11 protein-coding genes are annotated in these 19559 nt (G+C 44.3%); 7 read left to right on the forward strand and 4 right to left on the reverse strand.

Features of this window, described 5'->3' with window-relative positions:
- Nucleotides 1–191: 191 nt before the first annotated feature.
- From HOP38_RS25725 to HOP38_RS25735, 3 genes are all read left to right on the forward strand, one after another.
- Complete coding sequence (locus HOP38_RS25725) at nucleotides 192–392, forward strand: PA3496 family putative envelope integrity protein (protein ID WP_006069716.1); 201 nt, start codon at nucleotides 192–194, stop codon at nucleotides 390–392.
- A gap of 137 nt (nucleotides 393–529) precedes the next feature.
- Entirely contained in the window at nucleotides 530–739 is a 210-nt protein-coding gene (locus HOP38_RS25730; protein WP_198559320.1) for a DUF3283 family protein, read from the forward strand.
- A gap of 85 nt (nucleotides 740–824) precedes the next feature.
- Entirely contained in the window at nucleotides 825–1541 is a 717-nt protein-coding gene (locus tag HOP38_RS25735; RefSeq protein ID WP_006069714.1) for a YebC/PmpR family DNA-binding transcriptional regulator, read from the forward strand.
- A gap of 121 nt (nucleotides 1542–1662) precedes the next feature.
- Here the strand turns inward: HOP38_RS25735 and HOP38_RS25740 are convergent, their stop codons facing one another.
- Nucleotides 1663–1905: a DUF2798 domain-containing protein gene (locus HOP38_RS25740; protein WP_006069712.1), complete on the reverse strand. Its 243-nt coding sequence runs from the start codon at nucleotides 1903–1905 to the stop codon at nucleotides 1663–1665.
- A 77-nt stretch (nucleotides 1906–1982) separates the two neighbouring features.
- Between HOP38_RS25740 and HOP38_RS25745 the strand changes: the two genes are divergently transcribed.
- Nucleotides 1983–2891, forward strand: a complete 909-nt coding sequence (locus HOP38_RS25745; RefSeq protein ID WP_198559321.1) for a LysR family transcriptional regulator — start codon at nucleotides 1983–1985, stop codon at nucleotides 2889–2891.
- Between the two features lie 10 nt (nucleotides 2892–2901).
- Nucleotides 2902–3777, forward strand: a complete 876-nt coding sequence (locus HOP38_RS25750; RefSeq protein WP_198559322.1) for an NAD(P)-dependent oxidoreductase — start codon at nucleotides 2902–2904, stop codon at nucleotides 3775–3777.
- Between the two features lie 37 nt (nucleotides 3778–3814).
- Here HOP38_RS25750 and HOP38_RS25755 read toward each other — a convergent pair whose 3' ends face one another.
- Nucleotides 3815–4201, reverse strand: a complete 387-nt coding sequence (locus tag HOP38_RS25755; RefSeq protein ID WP_198559323.1) for a thiol-disulfide oxidoreductase DCC family protein — start codon at nucleotides 4199–4201, stop codon at nucleotides 3815–3817.
- A 20-nt stretch (nucleotides 4202–4221) separates the two neighbouring features.
- Nucleotides 4222–4995: a DUF4344 domain-containing metallopeptidase gene (locus HOP38_RS25760; RefSeq protein WP_198559324.1), complete on the reverse strand. Its 774-nt coding sequence runs from the start codon at nucleotides 4993–4995 to the stop codon at nucleotides 4222–4224.
- Between the two features lie 317 nt (nucleotides 4996–5312).
- Here HOP38_RS25760 and gltS point away from each other — a divergent pair, with 317 nt between their 5' ends.
- Both gltS and HOP38_RS25770 read left to right on the forward strand, forming a co-directional pair.
- The gene (gltS, locus tag HOP38_RS25765) at nucleotides 5313–6539 is read left to right on the forward strand and encodes a sodium/glutamate symporter (protein WP_006069707.1); all 1227 of its coding nucleotides are present in this window, start codon (nucleotides 5313–5315) and stop codon (nucleotides 6537–6539) included.
- A gap of 236 nt (nucleotides 6540–6775) precedes the next feature.
- Nucleotides 6776–17329: a VCBS domain-containing protein gene (locus HOP38_RS25770; RefSeq protein ID WP_198559325.1), complete on the forward strand. Its 10554-nt coding sequence runs from the start codon at nucleotides 6776–6778 to the stop codon at nucleotides 17327–17329.
- Nucleotides 17330–17441: 112 nt separating this feature from the next.
- On the opposite strand, the gene HOP38_RS25775 is transcribed toward HOP38_RS25770, so the two are convergent.
- Nucleotides 17442–19556, reverse strand: coding sequence for a type I secretion system permease/ATPase (locus tag HOP38_RS25775; RefSeq protein WP_006069705.1), 2115 nt, complete (start codon nucleotides 19554–19556; stop codon nucleotides 17442–17444).
- Nucleotides 19557–19559 lie beyond the last annotated feature (3 nt).

Raw genomic sequence — 19559 nt, forward strand, 5'->3', positions numbered from 1 at the left:
AGTTGATTTTCTGAGGTGGAATCTCCTAAATGTAATCCCACCGCTGATGGATTTCAAAGTTTAAAAACCGCTTTCTAAAACTTCTGTTTAGAACTATTGCCCCTATCACATTCTGACTCAGTTTTTCTTAACAACAAAATTGTCGTTTGCTACAGATTAGGTGTTCAGACATGGTTCATCAGGAGGTAACAATGTCCATTAATTCAATCGACCATGACGAAATGACATCCATGACAAGTAAGTGGGATCACTCTGAAGAAGTCCAAGAAAACATACGTCCTGCGAAACAGGGAAAATCCGCAGAAGCTAGACGTCGCATTGAAGCGTTGAGGGAAATCAGAGAAAGTGGTCTAACTCTCGAAGAAGCAAGAGAGCTAGGCTTGATTCACTAATATTGGATAACCAGATAGGGTGGCTAAGGCCACCCTTTGTATTTTCTATCTATCCCAAATCACACCCTTTCATTTGAGTTTAATACTTCATCAATGGTATATTCTGCTCCCTTGCCAACATCAACTGACTAAATACCATGTCCCATAATTTGTCGCTTCTCCCACCCTATGAAAAGAATAAAGTTGAACTTGATAAACAAGCTTCCTTTGTTGTGTGGCAATTAAAAGAAGCCAAAGCGGGGCCTGAAGCTATACGCGAGCAACTCGAAAAGATAGCGGATGAGGCTGAACAAGCATGGTTTGAACAGTGTGTCGACAAATACAAACGAATGATGGGAGTGATGTAAGCGCCATTCACGGCGTTCACAATTGAATTGTACCGACGATTTGATAAAATCCTCCGCGTTAAAATGAATTAGAGAGAACATCCCGATGGGAAGAAGTTTTGAAGTGCGCAAGGCCTCAATGGCCAAGACTCAGGGCGCGAAAATTAAAGTTTATTCCAAGTATGGTAAAGAGATCTATGTAGCTGCTAAGAACGGTGGTGCAGATCCAGAAATGAACCTTTCACTTAAGCACCTGATTGCTAAAGCTAAAAAGGATCAAGTTCCTGCTCACGTTATCGATAAAGCACTAGACAAAGCTAGCGGTGGTGGTGGTGAAGATTACCAGCCTGCACGTTACGAAGGGTTTGGTCCTGGTGGCGTTAGTGTCATCGTTGACTGTCTAACAGATAACGGCAACCGTACTTTCCAAGATGTTCGTCAATGCTTTGTTAAGACTGGCGCAAAGATTGGTAGCCCTGGTACTGTGGCTCACATGTTCGATCACCAAGCGGTGTTCCAGTTCAAAGGTGACGACGAAGAAGCGGTGCTTGAAGCTCTGATGATGGCTGATGTTGATGTAACTGATATTGAGCTTGAAGATGGCGTCATCACGGTATTTGCACCACATACTGAGTTCTTCAAAGCGAAAACGGCATTGAATGCAGAATACCCAGACCTAACGGTTGATGTAGAAGAAATTACGTTTGTACCGCAAACTCATACTGCAATTGCTGGCGAAGATGCTGAGAAATTCCAAAAATTCCTCGACATGCTAGATGACTGCGATGATGTTCAGCAGGTTTACCATAACGCAGAGCAATAATACGCTCGTTATGAAGAAAAAGAGTCGACATAGTCGGCTCTTTTTTATTGCCGTTTTTTCGATTTTAAACGGTGATTGAATATGATATTTCCAGAAGCATGATCAAGGTACTTTCCCATGATCATGCTTCCTTGCTCTTGATCTTTCTTGGAGTGCATATCCATGCTGCGAAGTTTCTCACTTGAGGCAAGACCGTAAGGTTCAACAACAGAGCACATGGCCAAGCAATAAGAAAACTCTGTAGCCATATCGGTGGCCATGCGCTACTAAAGCCCATTTTGTATCCTGAGATAATACCGGACATCATGATTCCCATAGTGAGAGATGAAAGTAGGGCTGAGATCCAAAATTGTTTTCTGCTCATTGTTATTCTCCTGTTGATTTTTGTTATAAGAAGTATAAACCTATTCATAAATAGATAATATTGGGTAATTTAGAATTGTGGATTCCATATTTGGGTATATAGACGACGTCTACTTGTTTTGTAAGGTCGTGGAACACGGCTCAGTTTTAAAAACCGCTAATCTATTGGGTGTGCCTCAATCGACGGTATCAAGACGTATCTCATCGCTTGAGGAGCGTTTAGGGCTACGTTTGCTAGAGAAGAAGGGTAGGGAATTAGCTGCGACTGAAATTGGTAAGCTTGTTTTCGATCAACTGAGCAGTGGTATTGAGCAGATCGAAATAGGGTTAGGTAATGTAACGGAGCAAACGGAGCAGGTTGCTGGTACGGTACGTTTGTCCGCCCCTCACAGTTTCTACCATTCTTTCGTAGCACCTGTGGTTGAAGGGTATTTAAAACAATACCCTAAAGTTCACATCGATCTCGCTTTAAACCATGATCAGCTAAAACCACAAACGAATCGAGAATTGTTGATTACGTTTGACATCAGTGAGATGGATGATCTCATTGCTCGACCACTGTTTACTGCACGTCACGGCTTTTTTGCTAGCGCTGAGTACTTAGCAAAATGTGGCCAAATTACCCACATTGAGCAGTTACAAGAGCTAGATTGGCTTGCCATAGATAATAGTCAGAAGCTGGCGATTTACCGTGATGACACTCTTGAGCAAAGCATGACGATAAAACCTAGGCTTGTTGTCAATGATATCCAAGCGTTACTCGATGCAGTTGAGCGAGGCTTAGGAGTTGCATCACTACCTTTACGCCATGTGCGTGGCAACTCAAATTTAGTTCATCTGCTGCCTGAGCACTATCGTAGTGACCGACAGGCGTTTTTGGTGTACAAAGATAGGAAATACCAACCAAAGGCCGTCAAATCGCTAATAGACGCGATTTTATCTAGTGCAGATACAATGGATGCCGCGGTAAACCCCACCAGCAATTAAAGGAGTACAAATGAAAGTTAGTTTTATTGGATTAGGCGTTATGGGATACCCAATGGCTGGTCATTTGGCTAAAGCAGGATTTGAGGTTTGCGTATTTAATCGCACTACAGAAAAAGCGAAACGCTGGGCCGAAGAATACAATGGTCGATATCATGAAACAGTGGCGGATTGTGTTAGAGACGCCGATGTGGTGGCGGTATGTGTGGGCAACGATGATGACGTTAGACAGATGACCACATCCGTTTCTGGTGCCATTGCGAGCATGAAGAAAGGGGCTATTCTCGTTGATCATACGACTACATCAGCGCAGTTGGCAGAAGAGCTTGGAGCTGCGTGTGATAAAGCGGATGTCCGTTTTATGGACGCGCCCGTATCTGGAGGACAGGCTGGCGCAGAAAATGGTGTGCTGACCATCATGTGCGGTGGCGAACAAGCAACTTTTACCGCTTTGCAGCCAGTATTTGATGCTTACGGTAAGTCATCAGTCTTGATGGGGACTGTTGGTCAAGGACAACGAGCTAAAATGGTTAACCAAGTATGTATCGCTGGAGTTCTAACTGGATTGTCTGAAGGGTTAATACTCGCGCAAAAGAGTGGTTTAGATATTCCTTCATTAGTTGATTGCTTGAAAAATGGTGCGGCGGGTTCTTGGCAGATGGAAAACCGTGCCAAAACCATGGATGAAGATAAGTATGACTTTGGTTTTGCCATCGATTGGATGATTAAAGATCTCGGTTTTTGTTTGGATGAAGGGGCTCGTCAGGGCATTCGACTTCCATTGACGGAACAGACGGTCGAAAGATATAAAGCACTCTCTTCGCAAGGTGAAAATCGTTCAGATACGTCTGTTTTGCTTAAAGCAGTTCGCAAAGACGCTGAATTGTAACGTTTACAGTGTAAATAAAGCGCTGAGCGGTAGTCGATTAATCAAGCCGACACCGCTCACATTGTTTCTTTCCAGTTAGCCAGCCCGATATTTGGTAGCGATTACGAGCAAATTTCAGGTATGCCCAATCGCAAACAGGCTTGAAGATTCGCCATCGTGTGAATCCGTAAAGATGTGGTTTTCCTACCAAGCTCCATGCTCTATGAGTAACGTCCAAGCCGAGAAGCAACTTTCCTTCTGTATCGTAGGCATGAAGGCGCTCTGAGGCCGCTTTAGGATCGATATCAGGGTAGGCCTCAAACTCTGGAGAGAAAATGTCGATAAGTTTAATGGCTAGTGCTTTGTCATGATGCTTTAGAGATTGCATTTCTTTGACGCAAAGTGGGCACGTACCATCAAAAAATACGATGAGCTGGGTCGCCATATCAACTCCTTTCTTTGTTTTCAGCTTTGCTCTTCTTGTATTCCTAATACTTGTTTCCAGTTCATATCGATCTGTTGGAAAGTCATTTCACATTTATCTTTTTGCTCGTCTCTATAGTCTTCTTCTATCTCATCCAGAAGCGTGGCATGGTTCTCTGGGTCACTACCATATACTAAACAAAGTGTGCTGAAATAACGTTGTAGATCAAAACTATGCTCACCGATGTACTCGGCAAAATCGTAATAGTCGGGCCGGTCTTCGGATTCAAAGGAGAACATATCTGCAGCGCTGATAGTGGCATCGGCACCGTTTTCTACGTAGTTGAGCATTAACACTGCCGCAAAGTTATCTACGGCATCTTCTTCTTTGCCTAGAATAGGAATCCCATGATCTGCTACGTAAGCATGTCCTGCTTCATGCAACAATGTATGAAGTAGAGTATCAAGCGCCCCATCTTTAGCTGGTTTGCCAAACTTCTTTTGGTAATCGTTGTTTAAAAAGTAGTTGAGTGAGTCGGTATAGAATTTATACGGAATATGCACGACATGAGCTTGAGGATCGTAAAGTGGTCCGTCATCACCGCCATATTGAATCGTTAGGTCGTTGTTAAATGGAAAGTAAGCATCGGAGAGCTGTACCACCAGCTCATTTATTTTGCTTTGTGCGATTGCAGTTTTCGCTTGTTGTTCTGACGTTGTATTTGTATCGCCATAGCTAATATTGACAGCGCCTATCGCAGCGAATGGTGTCAATAGAGCGACTGAAAAAACAGTCCTTGTTAGTATAGATTTCATTCCGTTATCCATATATTCGATGGTTCAATTAGTCGCAATGGCCTGACTGTGGTACACTGCGCGATTAATTTAGTGTAGTTCTTCTTTTTATATTCATAAACTCAATGTAGCCAACAGGTTAACAGTGTTTCTGTTAATTAACTATGGCCACATATTTGCCGATTCTTCCCGGCACCTTAAGAAGTGATAGATAGTCTAAACAAGGTCGTTTGGTGTCTGCGTAAAGCGAGTCGCCATCTATTCTATTTCTACTACACTTTACAATTTAGTCGAACCTCATTAAGGAAGATGAGCGATAAAGCAAAAAAAGAGGTTATATGAACAACACCATCTCTGTTGGCACGTTAGAATCTTTTTTGATCGCTATCAGCGTTCTTTTTCTGGGACACATCATTAATAGTAAGCTCCCTGTTCTAAAAAAATACAACATCCCTGAACCCATCGTTGGTGGATTAATCGTTGCCCTTATCATTACGGTTTTACACTTTAACAACGTTAATCTTGAGTTCTCGTTGCCCTTGCAGAAAACATTTATGTTGATGTTTTTTAGCACCGTAGGATTGGCGGCTAACTACACCCAACTAATGAAAGGTGGCGCTAAAGTCTTTGTCTTTTTAGCGGTCGCATCGGTATATATTATTATCCAGAATAGTGTCGGAGTTGGATTAGCCACCATGCTCGGCTTAGAGCCGTTAATGGGGTTAATTGCGGGCTCTATTACCTTGTCGGGCGGACACGGTACTGGGGCTGCTTGGGCTCAAACCTTTACTGAGACTTACGGCATCAGCAACACACTAGAAATAGCGATGGCTTCTGCAACCTTTGGTCTAATTATCGGCGGTATTATTGGTAGTCCAGTTGCACAACGACTCATTGATAAGAATAACTTTGAGTCAGAGTATGGCCGAGGCAATGATACTCATGAGCGCTTCCCTGAATTGGTAACTTATAACGAGTACGAAAGAGATCGCGTGACTGCTAAAAAGGTTATTGAAGTTCTGTTTATCTTACTCATCTGTGTGACTGGAGCGAAGTATTTACATGCGTGGGTCAATACATTTGAAATATCTTGGTTAATGATTCCTGACTTCGTTTATGCGTTATTTATCGGTGTTTTCATTACCAACATCTGCGAAGTGACCAAAAGTTATAAAGTGGATGCAGAAACGGTCGATATTCTCGGTACGGTGTCATTATCGCTTTTCTTAGCAATGGCATTGATGAGTCTTCAGCTGTGGAACATCTTTGATCTGGCTATTCCTTTCTTAATCATACTGTCTGTTCAATCGGTTATTTTGGGGCTGTTTGCTTATTACATTACGTTTAGAGTGATGGGCAAAAACTACGATGGAGCGGTTATAGCCGGTGGCCACTGTGGGTTTGGTTTAGGGGCTACGCCGACAGCGGTTATGAATATGGGGTCTATTGTTAATCGATTCGGTCCATCTCCTCAAGCCTTTATGGTAGTGCCTATTGTGGGAGCGTTTTTCATTGATATTGTGAACCTAATCATCTTACAAGGATTTATCACTGTAATCGGCTAAGATTAAGCTTAAAACATTCATCAAAAAGTCTCGTATTTGCGAGACTTTTTTCGTTTTTGAGACAAACGAAAAATACTTCCCCAAAAAGTTTCATTTCGTCAACTAATCTGATATCTAAATGTAAAATAAAAGTAAAATTTCGAGCTTGGGCATATGTCCATCCGCGCAAGCAAGGCTGGCTAGAACTGATAAAAGATATTGTTTCCTGGCGTCGGAAGCAATTCAAGGAGTAAATCATGAGTGCGTTGTCTCTATTTGGGTTGGCAAAAGTGTCTGGTACGTTAGTAATAGATGCTCAAGGAAAACTCACCATCCTTCCTGAAGGAACAGAACCAAGACCTGGGGACGTTGTTATCAACGTTTTGAACGATACAGAAGTCGGAGAGGATATAGACCTTGTATTGATTCAAGAAGATGGGGAAAACCAAGAGATAGATGTCTCTGATATTGATGCCGAAGAAATCATCGCTGCCATTGAGGCCGGAGAAGATCCGACTCAAAATGAAGAACAAGCTACTGCTGCAGGTGAAGCCAATGGTTCAAGCCCAACGACTACTGGCGCTATCGAGCGTGATGATTCGCAAACTCTAGCTAAAACTCAGTTCGACACCTCTGGCCTTGAGGCGCAAGGACTAACCGCGACGCAATCTAATACTCTTCTTCAGGTACTCGTTAACTCAGCTCCGCAAATTCTTAGTGAAGCCTTAGCTGGAAACGTTGTGGAAGCAGGTCATAACTCTGACGGTAGTGATTTTGACGGTACGGCTGAGCTGACAGGTCAGCTTTCAGCAACCGACCTTGAATTTGACGATGCAACGTTAACATGGGATGTGATTTCTACTCCGGACAATCTATCTGACTTCGGTGAGTTTGAGCTAGCTGATAATGGGCAATGGACCTTCCGTTTAAATAATGACTCGGATGCCACACAAGCTTTAAACGTCAATGATACTGTCACACTCTCCTTTACCGTCCAAGTCACCGACCCTTTAAACTCCTCTACGTCACAACCATTTGTAATCACTATTACTGGCACTAACGATAAACCTGTTATCAGTGCAAATAGCGAAATCAGTGGTGACGTTGTCGAAGCTGGACACAATGATGACGGTTCAGAGAACATAGGAACGTCATCGGTGAGCGGACAGTTGAATGCCACAGATGTAGACTCTCCAGTCGAAAGTTTGGTTTGGTCAAAAGACGGCGATGTGTCTTCTACATATGGCGATTTTTCGATTACAGAAGCCGGCTTCTGGACATTTGAACTAGACAACACTGCAGATGAAGTTCAAGCCTTACGAGAAGGGCAATCAACTTCTCTTGAATTCAAAGTTAAAGTCACTGACGACCAAGGTGTTGATGTCTTTCAAACGATTGTTATCAATATCCAAGGTACGAACGACAAGCCAGTAATTGACTCAGAATTGGTTACAGAAGGCGAAGTAAGAGAGTCTGGGCATTTTGACAATGGTACTGAGGATGCCGGAGCACCAAGTACAGGTGGTAAACTTTCAGCGACAGATGTGGATTCTTCTAACCTAACGTGGAGCTCAGTAGGCGACGTTAGCAACCCGTATGGCACGTTCAGTATCACTAGCGATGGCTTATGGAGTTTTGTTATTGATAACGAAGCGGATGCTGTAGAAGCGTTAGCTGAAGGTGACGAAGTTCCTCTGAGTTTTACCGTTCAAGTTGAAGACGAGCAGGGCGCGGTGGTTACTCAAACTATCTCGGTGACTGTTAAAGGGACGAATGATGTACCAGTCATAGACGATGTTGACAGTAAAGGTCGAGTACGTGAAGCCGGTGATGATGACAACGGCAAAGCTGTCACAACGGGTTTCATTGATGCGTCGGATGTTGATAACGGAGCGGAGCTGAGTTTCACACTCAAAGAGCCAGCAGACACCACTTACGGGACATTCACTGTTGATGAAGAAACCGGTGACTGGCGTTACGAGCTGAAGGATGATCTACCAGCGACCGATGCGTTGGCAGAAGGTGAGAAGAAACGTCTTGAATACACGGTAGTCGTGGAAGATGAACATGGTGCCAGTGTTGAACAGACGATTCGAATTGTTGTTAAAGGTAGCAATGATGCACCAGTCATAGACGATGTTGACAGTAAAGGTCGAGTACGTGAAGCCGGTGATGATGACAACGGTAAAGCTGTCACAACAGGTTTTATTGATGCGTCGGATGTCGATAACGGAGCGGAGCTGAGTTTCACACTCAAAGAGCCAGCAGACACCACGTACGGCACATTCACTGTTGATGAAGAAACCGGTGACTGGCGTTACGAGCTGAAGGATGATCTACCAGCGACCGATGCGTTGGCAGAAGGTGAGAAGAAACGTCTTGAATACACGGTAGTCGTGGAAGATGAACATGGTGCCAGTGTTGAGCAGACGATTCGAATTGTTGTTAAAGGCAGCAATGATGCACCAGTCATAGACGATGTTGACAGTAAAGGTCGAGTACGTGAAGCCGGTGATGATGACAACGGTAAAGCTGTCACAACAGGTTTTATTGATGCGTCGGATGTCGATAACGGAGCGGAGCTGAGTTTCACACTCAAAGAGCCAGCAGACACCACTTACGGGACATTCACTGTTGATGAAGAAACCGGTGACTGGCGTTATGAGCTGAAGGATGATCTGCCTGCGACCGATGCGTTGGCAGAAGGTGAGAAGAAACGTCTTGAATACACGGTAGTCGTGGAAGATGAACATGGTGCTAGTGTTGAGCAGACGATTCGAATTGTTGTTAAAGGCAGCAATGATGCACCAGTCATAGACGATGTTGACAGTAAAGGTCGAGTGCGTGAAGCCGGTGATGATGACAACGGTAAAGCTGTCACAACGGGTTTCATTGATGCGTCGGATGTCGACAATGGAGCCGAGCTGAGCTTTACACTCAAAGAGCCAGCAGACACCACTTACGGCACATTCACTGTTGATGAAGAAACCGGTGACTGGCGTTACGAGCTGAAGGATGATCTACCAGCGACCGATGCGTTGGCAGAAGGTGAGAAGAAACGTCTTGAATACACGGTAGTCGTGGAAGATGAACATGGTGCTAGTGTTGAGCAGACGATTCGAATTGTTGTCAAAGGCAGCAATGATGCACCAGTAATTGACGAAGACGAAAGCGACCTTACGGGTGCAGTCACTGAGTCTGGTGGCATCAATGTAGGGTCACCTGAAGCAACGGGGACCATAGTGGCTAATGATGTAGATACTGGGCACGACCTCACTTTCTCAGTTGCTGATGGTACCTCACAGTACGGTCAGTTCGTTATCACTGACCCAAAAACGGGGGAGTGGAAATTTGTTTTAGATAACGAATCAGACGCCGTTCAGAAGCTAGCTCAAGGTGAGACATTGCCAATTACCTTTGACGTCATCGTTGAAGATGAGTGGGGAGCAACTGACACTGAAGTGGTAACAATTACTATCAACGGTACCAATGATAGACCTGACTCCGAAGACTTCTCAATTACACTCTCCGGAGATGATGCGATTCCAGTTATTTTTGATACTGGAGAAGGTTCTATTGAGGGTGATGGAACCGACCATATCTCCGACTATGAAGATGATCGTAGTACCACGGATGGAAAGTCACTGTCAGTTGTAATCACTGAGCTGCCTTTAGGCGGTACACTTCTCTACACTGAAAACGGTGAAACTCGAGCGATTGTTGAAGCTGACCTCCATGTCGAAGGAGGGGCTAACGGCACACCGTTTAATCCAGATAATATTTCCTATCTACCTGATGAAAGTGCTCAAGGCTTTGTTTTAGGTGTTAAAGATTCGCAAGGGTTGGACAGCGAAGCCAGTTCGCAAACCGATTTCTTAAACTGGGGGTCTCCCGGTAATAATCCTGGAGAGCGCATTTTAACTTTGGGTGATGACTCGATCAGGATTACCTCAATTGGTGGGGATCTCACTCAGTACCGGGGAGACGCTAACCACGTTGGATTTGGTCTTGGTGTCGGTGGTGGACAAGGCATCAATGAGGGAGAGACTATTTCGATTGATTTCTCCGAGAGACCAGCCACTTCAGTGACATTAGGGCTAGATGGTCTAGGTGGCTATTTTGATGAAAATCTCAACAATGCCAATGAGTCATCAGTACTAGTTACCGTTACCTTAAGCGATGGTTCAACGAGAGTTCTAGATCCGATTCAAAAGACGACGTCTGGTAATAGCGATCTTGATTTAGACATTACGATATCAATCGATGATCTTTCTGGCGCTGAAGGGTTACAAATATATGGTGTCACGGTTGGAACTGAAGGTAATGGAAACTGGGAACTAAGATACCTAGAGACGAGTTTAGAAGACTCCTTTGATTATAAAGCACTTGATTCTGATGGCGCATATAGTGATGAATCAACAGTGACTATCGATGACCAACGTACCAACCTAGCACCAGATGCGATTGATGATCCAGAGTCTTATAGCCTTGTTCAAGGTGATATGGGAGCGGGCGATCAAGGTTGGGATATGGTTGACAGCATTCAGGCGAAATATGATGGCCAAACTGTTAACTACAATATCGACGGTACTGACCGTATTGGTATTCCTGATGGCACTACCAACGGTGGCCCTGAATCTCAAATTCAATATAACCGAAATGAAGAAGAGTCTGAGCAGCTCATTATTACGCTCAAAGAGCCAGCTGTAGATGGGGCTTTTTCTGTAACCAACTTGTTCGCCAATGAGGGCGGGGCAGGCAGTCATGAACAAGGTAAGTGGAGTGCTTATTTGGGCGATACTCTGGTTGCCAGTGATTATTTCCATAATGAGTCAGGTAATAAAGGCACGTTTGATATTGAAACGGGCGGTTTTGCCTACGACAAATTGGTATTTGAGTCTGTTGATTTTACAGGTGGCCCTGCACGTGGCACTGACTCTTCTGATTATTTCCTTCAGGGCATTGAAGTGGTCGGTGCGGGCGCTTATGTCTTCGACCATGATGAACCTGTCGTCATTCCGCTTTCAGAGCTTTTATCTAACGACGATGCCGTGGATGGTGATGATATTCGTATCACTTACGTGTTCGGGGAGACGCAAGGTGATGCGCGTATTGAAGGTGGTAATGTCATTTTCGATTTGCCTGAAGGCTTTGCGGGTCGCACTGAGTTCCAGTACCAAATTACCGACGATAAAGGTGGCTTTGACACTGCAACAGTGAATGTTCTGGTCAACCCTGGACCGATTTCAGTCAGCGGGTTTGAGATAGGTACGGCTAGTGTTGAAGAAGGGGAGAGCTTCTCCTATAACGTGACTCTGGACGGTTCTACCAATGTGAAGACTTTCTTTGACATTGAGTTCGGCGCTAATGGCGATGAGGCTTCAGCTAATGATGTTGACCCATCGACTATGACCTTCAGCAATGGGGTCACTTACAACGAGGTGACTGGAGAGCTTGAAGTTCCTGCTAACGTTTCTGACTTTACGATTACGTTGCCGACAATCGATGATAATCGTTATGAGGGTGACGAAGGCTTTACTCTGGTAGTCGACGGTCAAACCGTGACTGGAGATATTCAAGATAACGATCCAATCACACTCTCATTGAGTGGTGGTGGGGAAGTGAGCGAAGATGCGGGAAGTGTTCCGTTCACTCTGTCTTTAAGTAATCCTTCTGATGTTGACCTCACGGTAGCGCTCGATCGACTCGATGTTGATACCGATGATGATGACTTTACTACTACGACGGCGAGCTATAACGATGGGACGACCAATGTTCCACTACAGATTGTTAATGGCCAGATTACCATTCCTGCTGGTGTTACCTCCGTCAATATCCAAGTAGGTATCCAAGATAACGATGTCTATGAGCAAGATGAGAACTTTACGTTAAAAGTGACTGAGCCAGCTGGTCTGACAGTTAACGGTAACGTAGGCGTGTCTGCTGGTGCCACTATTTCTGATGATGGGCAACTAGGCGGGCAGTCTGGTGGTGATAATGATAATTTAGCCCCTACCATTGACTTAAATGGCGAAGATTACGAGATTGTTTTTGAGAGTGAAAGAGCGGGTTACTCTAATGTGTTTGGTTATTTTTACACCGACTCACAAGGTAATCCAACCGACCCTGTAGTGTTAATACATGATACTAATGCGGGACTTGCCAATGATCAGTTACTAGCTGAACTGGATTCTAAGGAAGGGCTGGAGTTTTTCCTTATTGCCAATGGTGCAAATCAAACCCCAGATGATGCAGTACTCAGTTTTAATGCTCAAGGCGACTTGCTGGTAAACGGCCAGATACCAAGTAAGCCTGTCTACTTATCAACAGAAGATAGTGTTCAGTATCAATTTACGGTTTCTGGAGTTGATGACGGTGCACTGGAAATCCGTGTTGAAGATATCGCGTACGATGAGAGTGATAAAGACTTTAATGATCTAGTCGTCACCCTGCGTCCGACTAATGCAAGTGATGGTACGGGTTACACTACAACCTTTAGTGAAGGTGATGATCCTGTTGTCATTGTTGACCAAGACGTCACTGTCACAGATGATATCGATGTGATAACTAGAGCTGAAATTACCCTTACCAACGCTCAGTCTGGTGACTCAATTGCACTCGCAGCTGCGGCGGTACTTGCTTCAGGTTTGACAATCACTCATGCATTAGGCTCCGATACTATTGTGATAAGTGGCACGGGCAGTGCTTCAGATTATGAGGCTGCACTGAAGTGGGTTGAGTTTAGTAATGATAGTGAAGATCCAAGCGCGATTCCGAGACAGATAGAAATCAAGGTGTTCGATGACCAAAATATCGAATCAAACACGGCAATTTCAACGATTAATGTCGTTCCTATCAATGACGGACCAGAATCAGAAAGCTTTAGTTTCAGTATCACTGATAATGATGTTACAGCCGTCGTATTTGATACTACGAGAGCTGCCGTTGATGGTGTAGATTCTGGAGACGGCGACGACCATATTTCGGATATTGAAGATGACTTAAATTCTGAACAGGTTCTAGTTGCGATCACCGAGCTTCCTATTGGTGGTACGCTCTATCATGATGGTGAGGAAATCACTCAGACAAATGTTGCCAATGGTGATACGTTTGATCCAACTAAGATAACCTATGAGCCTGACTCTGATGCTCAAGGCTTCATTCTTGGTACTAAAGTGGTGCCAACATCGAGTGATATGGAAAGCACTCAAGAAGAGTTTTACAACTGGGGTACTGCAGTCGATGGTAAGAATAGAGTATTAGAGCTCTCTAACACTGACGGCAGCACAGACAATATCACCATTATCAGTAACAAAGGTAATCTCACTCAGTATCGAGGGGATGTCCAAGATAATCATGTTGGTCATGGCTTAGGTATTGGTGGTGGCCAAGGTATTAACGAGGGGGAATGGCTATCGATCAACTTTGAAGATCGTCCTGCCACACACGTTAACCTTGGCTTGGATGGCATGGGAGGCTATTTCTATAGCGACTTAGGTGGCCGAAACGAATCTGCTGTGACGATTAAGGTCACACTCAGCAATGGCGATACCGTCGATTACACACCTGATGTACAAAAAGATACGTCAGGAAATGACGTCTTATTCCATGAACTGAGCTTCTCTGTTGATGATTTAGGTGATTTTGAAGGACGGGTGCTTATTGAGGGAGTGAGTGTTGGTACTGATGGTCGAGGTAATTGGGACCTACGCTATCTAGAAACCGCACTGAACGACAGCTTTAAATACAAAGCGGTTGACTCTGATGAAGGTGAAAGCACTGAATCTGTTGTTACTATTGTTGATGAGCGTGAAAACAATATGCCACCAACGCTCGATCTTGACTTAAGTGCTGACGGTACAAGCTTCGATACGAATTACCAAGAGGGTGATAGCGCTATTGATGTTGTCGATAGTGACATCACTATTTTTGATGAGAAAAATGTCATTCATGAGGCAGAAATTGTCTTAACCAATCCAAAAGCGGATGACAATTTTGGGATTGATGGTGCGACTAACCCACTGCTTAGCGGCATTAGTTATACGACAGAACTACTCGATTCTGGTGCAATTAAAATCACTCTGAGCGGAGAAGCGACACCTGCTGATTATGAAGCTGCTATTCAGCTAATTGAGTTCTCCAACTCCTCACAATCTCCGGATGATGAGGACAGAATCATTGAAATCACGATCTTTGATGATGCAATGCAACCATCAAATACCGCAGTTTCAACTATTAACTTTACTGCGATCGCTGATCTAGTTGTTGCCGCCGCGATTGGTGACGAAGACAACAAGATTGCGTTGGATATACAGTTGCCCGCAAACAGTGATGCAACAGAAGTTGTGATTAGTGGTATTCCTGATGGAGCAACCTTATTCTCAGGTACTGATGAGATAGTCGTGACCAACAATGCCGCAAATATTCTGCCATCACAATTAGCGAATTTATCCATTAAGCCACCACAAGATAGCGATGTCGATTTCACTTTGTCGGTGTCCGGTCGTGATGCAGATGATAATGTGGTAGAGCAGCATGATTTGGCGGTTACTGTCCGACCAATAACAGATACCCCAACATTAATTGTGACCGGCGAGAACATTGTTTCTGCAATCAATTTTGAAAATGTCAATCTGGGTAATAGCAGTTGGAAAGGCAATATTAGTGGTGCGCAACTCAGTGTGGATACTCCTGATGACTTAAATAGTGGGGATTGGGGCGTTATTACCAATAGAGGTGAAGTCGGTAAAGAAGGCGTTTATCTGGGTAATGGTGAGCAAAACCAGATCTTTGAAATAGAGGGGCGTAGTGGTCAACAAGACTCTTTATTTACTAGCTTCAAAGGAACTCCAGGACAATTCTACGAGTTAAACTTCGATGCTGCGGCTAGACGTAGCGATTCACCGATGGATATTAAGCTTGAAAAAGAGACCTCATCAGGTGTTTGGGTTGAAGTTGAAACATTGCGATCCTATGGTAGCGGAGAAGAGCATAGTTTGGTGGTTAGAGACTGGTCTGAAGATGAACAGCTGTTTTTCCAAACTCCGGATAGCTTTAATTATCGAGTTGTTTTTGAGTCGCCTGAGCAGAATAGCTATGGGGCATTGCTTGATAATATAGTACTTTCGACACGAAGCAATGTAGGTTACGAGGACACCTTCATTGATATTAGTGATATTTCTGCCAGTCTAAATGATACCGATGGTTCAGAAGTACTGACTCTACTGATTCAAGGGTTACCACAAGGCGCTATTGTCACCAATGGTACTCAAACTTCGATCATAGGACCTTCTGGAGAAGTCGATATATCTGATTGGAGTGACCTGAATGATCTGCAAATTAAAGTGGCTGATGTTGGAACCTATCCTATTACAATCAAAGCGATTGCCTCTGAATTGGACGGTACCTATTCTCCGGTAGATGAGGTTGTTTCAGAATCGATTAACCTTGTCGTACTAGATAATCCAGAGCCATCTGCATCAAATACACCTCCTGAAGTCATAGACTTTGAGTTTTTTGCTCCGGATGACACTATTCCACTCAATTTTGCAGATTTTTCTACGGATAGTGAGGACGATGCCAGTAATACAAAAGCAACTCTTGTGGAAATCACAGATGAGCCAGAGTATGGTCAACTTTATTTCCTAAGTAATTCTGGTGAGCGCTTCGACTTAGACGTTGGCGATGTGGTGGAAGATAGTGTCGATATATTTTACGACCTAGAAGTTGGTTTTGATGTTTCAGCGCTGGGCTATAATCCTCAAGGAGATGAGCCGTTTGGTAATGACATTGTTGTTACTGGAGGAACATACGAGGGTGACAAACCTCATCTTGGCGTTGAAATGGAAGAGATAGCTTTTGATAGCGCAGGCGCAGCTAAGCAATCTGGTTTCTACACTAAACGTGATGATGAGCGAGGTCAGGGGAAAGAAACTGAAGCCAAACAAAGTGAATTTATGTCCATTAAATTTACGGCAGGCATGATGACAAGAGCTCTTGTCGGCGTAGGAAGCTTAACTGGACAATTTAGTGCTGCGGCTAACGGTAATGGTGCGGCTCAAGTCTTTGTTTACCTATATGCTGGTGGTGTTTTATTAGATGATAATCCAATCGTGATGGATAACGGCGTTATCGACGACCATCAAGCAATTATTGAGGTAGCATCGGATATACCATTTGATGAAATGCGCATTATGCCATTTAACGCTGAGGGCAAAGACGCTGGTTTTGTGCTTCAAAGCGTGAAGGTTACCGATGGTGAGGTAGCGGATCAATTTGATTATAGAGCTATCGATTCAGATGGACTTCCAAGCCTAGAAACGGCAACCGTTAACGTCAATATCATGCCAAATGGTAATGTGGACGAGTCTGAAGAAGTCGATTATGCAGTCCAGGGAGGCAGTGGCGTCACAGTTATCCATGGTACGGATGGTGACGATGTTCTATCCGGTGGACTTGGTAATGATGTATTAACTGGTGGTCTTGGAGATGACACCTTCAAATGGAGCGAAGGTGACTTAGACGGCAGTCATGATGTGATTACTGATTTCTCTCAAGTGGAAGGAAACCGCGACGTTATCGACTTGTCAGAGGTATTTGAAGATAGTAATACATCATTAGAAGCACTGTTAGATAATGTCGCCGTCGGCGGAGACAAGATTACACTCACTGAAAACGATGATAATACGAGCACCTTGGTTAATGTCACCAAGGGCGATAAGAGTGTCACCATTGAACTCGAGGGTGTAACTGGATTGTCTGAATTGGATGTTCAACAGTTGAGCAATATCATCATTATTCATGACACTTAATCTAAGTGCATAGCGACAAAAAGGCCGCAGCTTAATCGCTGCGGCCTTTTTGTTTCTGTTGTGTCGTCTGAAATGAGTTTACACATTGAGGACGAGAAGACATAGTTTGGTTTTAACTTGCAGCGCGAACTTTACCTTGTCTCAAATCACTCAACACCTGCACCTTAGGACCATCAGCAATAATTGCCCCTTTCTCCATGACGATGACTCTGTCTACCACATCTAGCATTGATGTTTTATGAGTAATTAAAATCAGGGTCTCGGATTCCTTAAGTTGTTTTAACTGTGTCTTGATATGCAGTTCGGAACGGTTATCCATTGAACTTGTCGGTTCATCCATAATCAAAATAGGTGGACGCGCTAAAAATGCTCGTGCAATAGCAACGGCTTGACGTTGACCACCGGATAACAGCAGACCACCTTCACCAACCTGACGCTCAAGACCAGCAGGATCTTGCTGAGTGAATACGGTCACCCCTGCACGGTTTGCTGCATCCATAACATCACGGTCGTCGACCAATGGTCGCCCTAGCGTAATGTTGTCGCGAATAGAGCCATAGAACAGAGCACAATCTTGCGGCACACAGCCTATATTGCGTCGTACATCCACGTGATGCAATTGAGCGATGTCTGTCTCATCAATACGCACGTGACCCTCTGTAGGCTGATACAGGCCCATTATGAGGCGCTCTAGCGTAGTTTTACCTGAGCCAATACGTCCAATAATCGCGACTTTTTCACCAGGTTCAATAGTAAGGCTCAGATCTCGAATGGACGCCATTGGAGAATCAGGGTAGTGAAAGGTCACGCGATCCAATTCGATTTTGCCGTGGATGATTGGGCGATGAATATAGCGCTTTCCTTCTTCTTGCTCGTCGGGCATTGCCATTACTTGTTCAATGATGGTCATCGACGACTTTGCTTGATTGTATCGTGTAGAAAGCAATGAAAGCTGCACCAAAGGGCCAATAGCACGGCTACTTAGCATGGTTGCAGCAATCAGGCCACCCATCGTGAGCTCACCCTCTGCAATAAGATACACACCAAGAATGATCATTCCGATATTGGAAGATTGCTGAACAAATCCTGCGGTGTTTTGAATCCCATCCGTAATGCGCTTACTTTTGATGTTCCAGTTCGCCATGTGGGCCACAGCTTCTTCCCAACGATACTGATATTGGCTCTGTGCACCGAAGATTTTTACGGTTTCTAGGCCAGCTAAACTTTCAATAAGGTTGGCGTACTTTTGAGAAGCTAGGCGTGAACCTTCTTCAATCGTTTTACGCAGCGGTCCTTGTATCAACATCGAGTAGATGATTAATATCAACACACCGATGATTGGGATAATGACCAGATTGCCCGCCATGAGCCAAATAAGCACCAAAAATAGCAATGCAAACGGCAAGTCGATTAACGAAGCAATCGTTGCAGAGGTAAAGAATTCACGAATTGATTCAAATTCTTGTAAGTGACGCGCAAAGGCACCGACAGAAGGAGGACGTGATTCCATTCTGATGCCCATAACCTTGCTAAATAGCTTAGAGGAAATCAGGATGTCCGATTTTTTCCCAGCAACATCAATAAAGTAGCTACGCATAAGCTTAAGTACTAAATCGAATCCGAAGACAATAAATATCCCTGCCGCCAGTACCCATAGTGTTTCAAATGCTAGGTTAGGCACCACTTTGTCATAAACAAGACGAGTGAACAGTGGTGCGGCTACAGCAAATATATTGATCAATAGCGAGGCAATGAGCACATCACGGTAGATGCGTTTCGATTCCCACAGAGTGCCCCAGAACCAGTGGCCATCACGAGTTTTTAGGACTTCCGGTGAGCGCTCGTCATAGCGAAACTGCTTCTTGACCAAGAAGTAGCGGCCAGTGAATTGTTCTTTCAAATCCTCGAGCGGGACGGAAATGGGGACCATGCCGGACTCAAGCGTAATCACTTCTGCTTCATTGGCATCGGAATCAATACTGTTTAGTACGCAAGCATCGCCACCTTTCAACAGCAGTATCACAGGAAATACGATGCTTGGGATTTTATCTATATCAGAGCGATTCTCCTTCGCTACCAATCCAGCGCGCTCGGCTGAACGAGGAAGTAAGAATGGTGTGAGCTTACCTTCCGATAGCGGTAAGCCGTTCACCAATGCTTCTGGGGAATTGGCTAAGCCGTAGTATCGGCTGATATAGATAAGCGAGTTTAGTAACGGATCCTTCATGGA

Source organism: Vibrio mediterranei (assembly GCF_013364395.1).
Lineage (GTDB): Bacteria > Pseudomonadota > Gammaproteobacteria > Enterobacterales > Vibrionaceae > Vibrio > Vibrio mediterranei.

Coding starts and splice junctions, on each gene's coding strand:
- HOP38_RS25740 (WP_006069712.1), bottom strand. CDS start 1,905: ATGAGCAGAAAACAATTTTGGATCTCAGCCCTACTTTCATCTCTCACT.
- HOP38_RS25760 (WP_198559324.1), bottom strand. CDS start 4,995: ATGAAATCTATACTAACAAGGACTGTTTTTTCAGTCGCTCTATTGACA.
- HOP38_RS25770 (WP_198559325.1), top strand. CDS start 6,776: ATGAGTGCGTTGTCTCTATTTGGGTTGGCAAAAGTGTCTGGTACGTTA.
- HOP38_RS25730 (WP_198559320.1), top strand. CDS start 530: ATGTCCCATAATTTGTCGCTTCTCCCACCCTATGAAAAGAATAAAGTT.
- HOP38_RS25725 (WP_006069716.1), top strand. CDS start 192: ATGTCCATTAATTCAATCGACCATGACGAAATGACATCCATGACAAGT.
- gltS (WP_006069707.1), top strand. CDS start 5,313: ATGAACAACACCATCTCTGTTGGCACGTTAGAATCTTTTTTGATCGCT.
- HOP38_RS25755 (WP_198559323.1), bottom strand. CDS start 4,201: ATGGCGACCCAGCTCATCGTATTTTTTGATGGTACGTGCCCACTTTGC.
- HOP38_RS25750 (WP_198559322.1), top strand. CDS start 2,902: ATGAAAGTTAGTTTTATTGGATTAGGCGTTATGGGATACCCAATGGCT.
- HOP38_RS25775 (WP_006069705.1), bottom strand. CDS start 19,556: ATGAAGGATCCGTTACTAAACTCGCTTATCTATATCAGCCGATACTAC.
- HOP38_RS25735 (WP_006069714.1), top strand. CDS start 825: ATGGGAAGAAGTTTTGAAGTGCGCAAGGCCTCAATGGCCAAGACTCAG.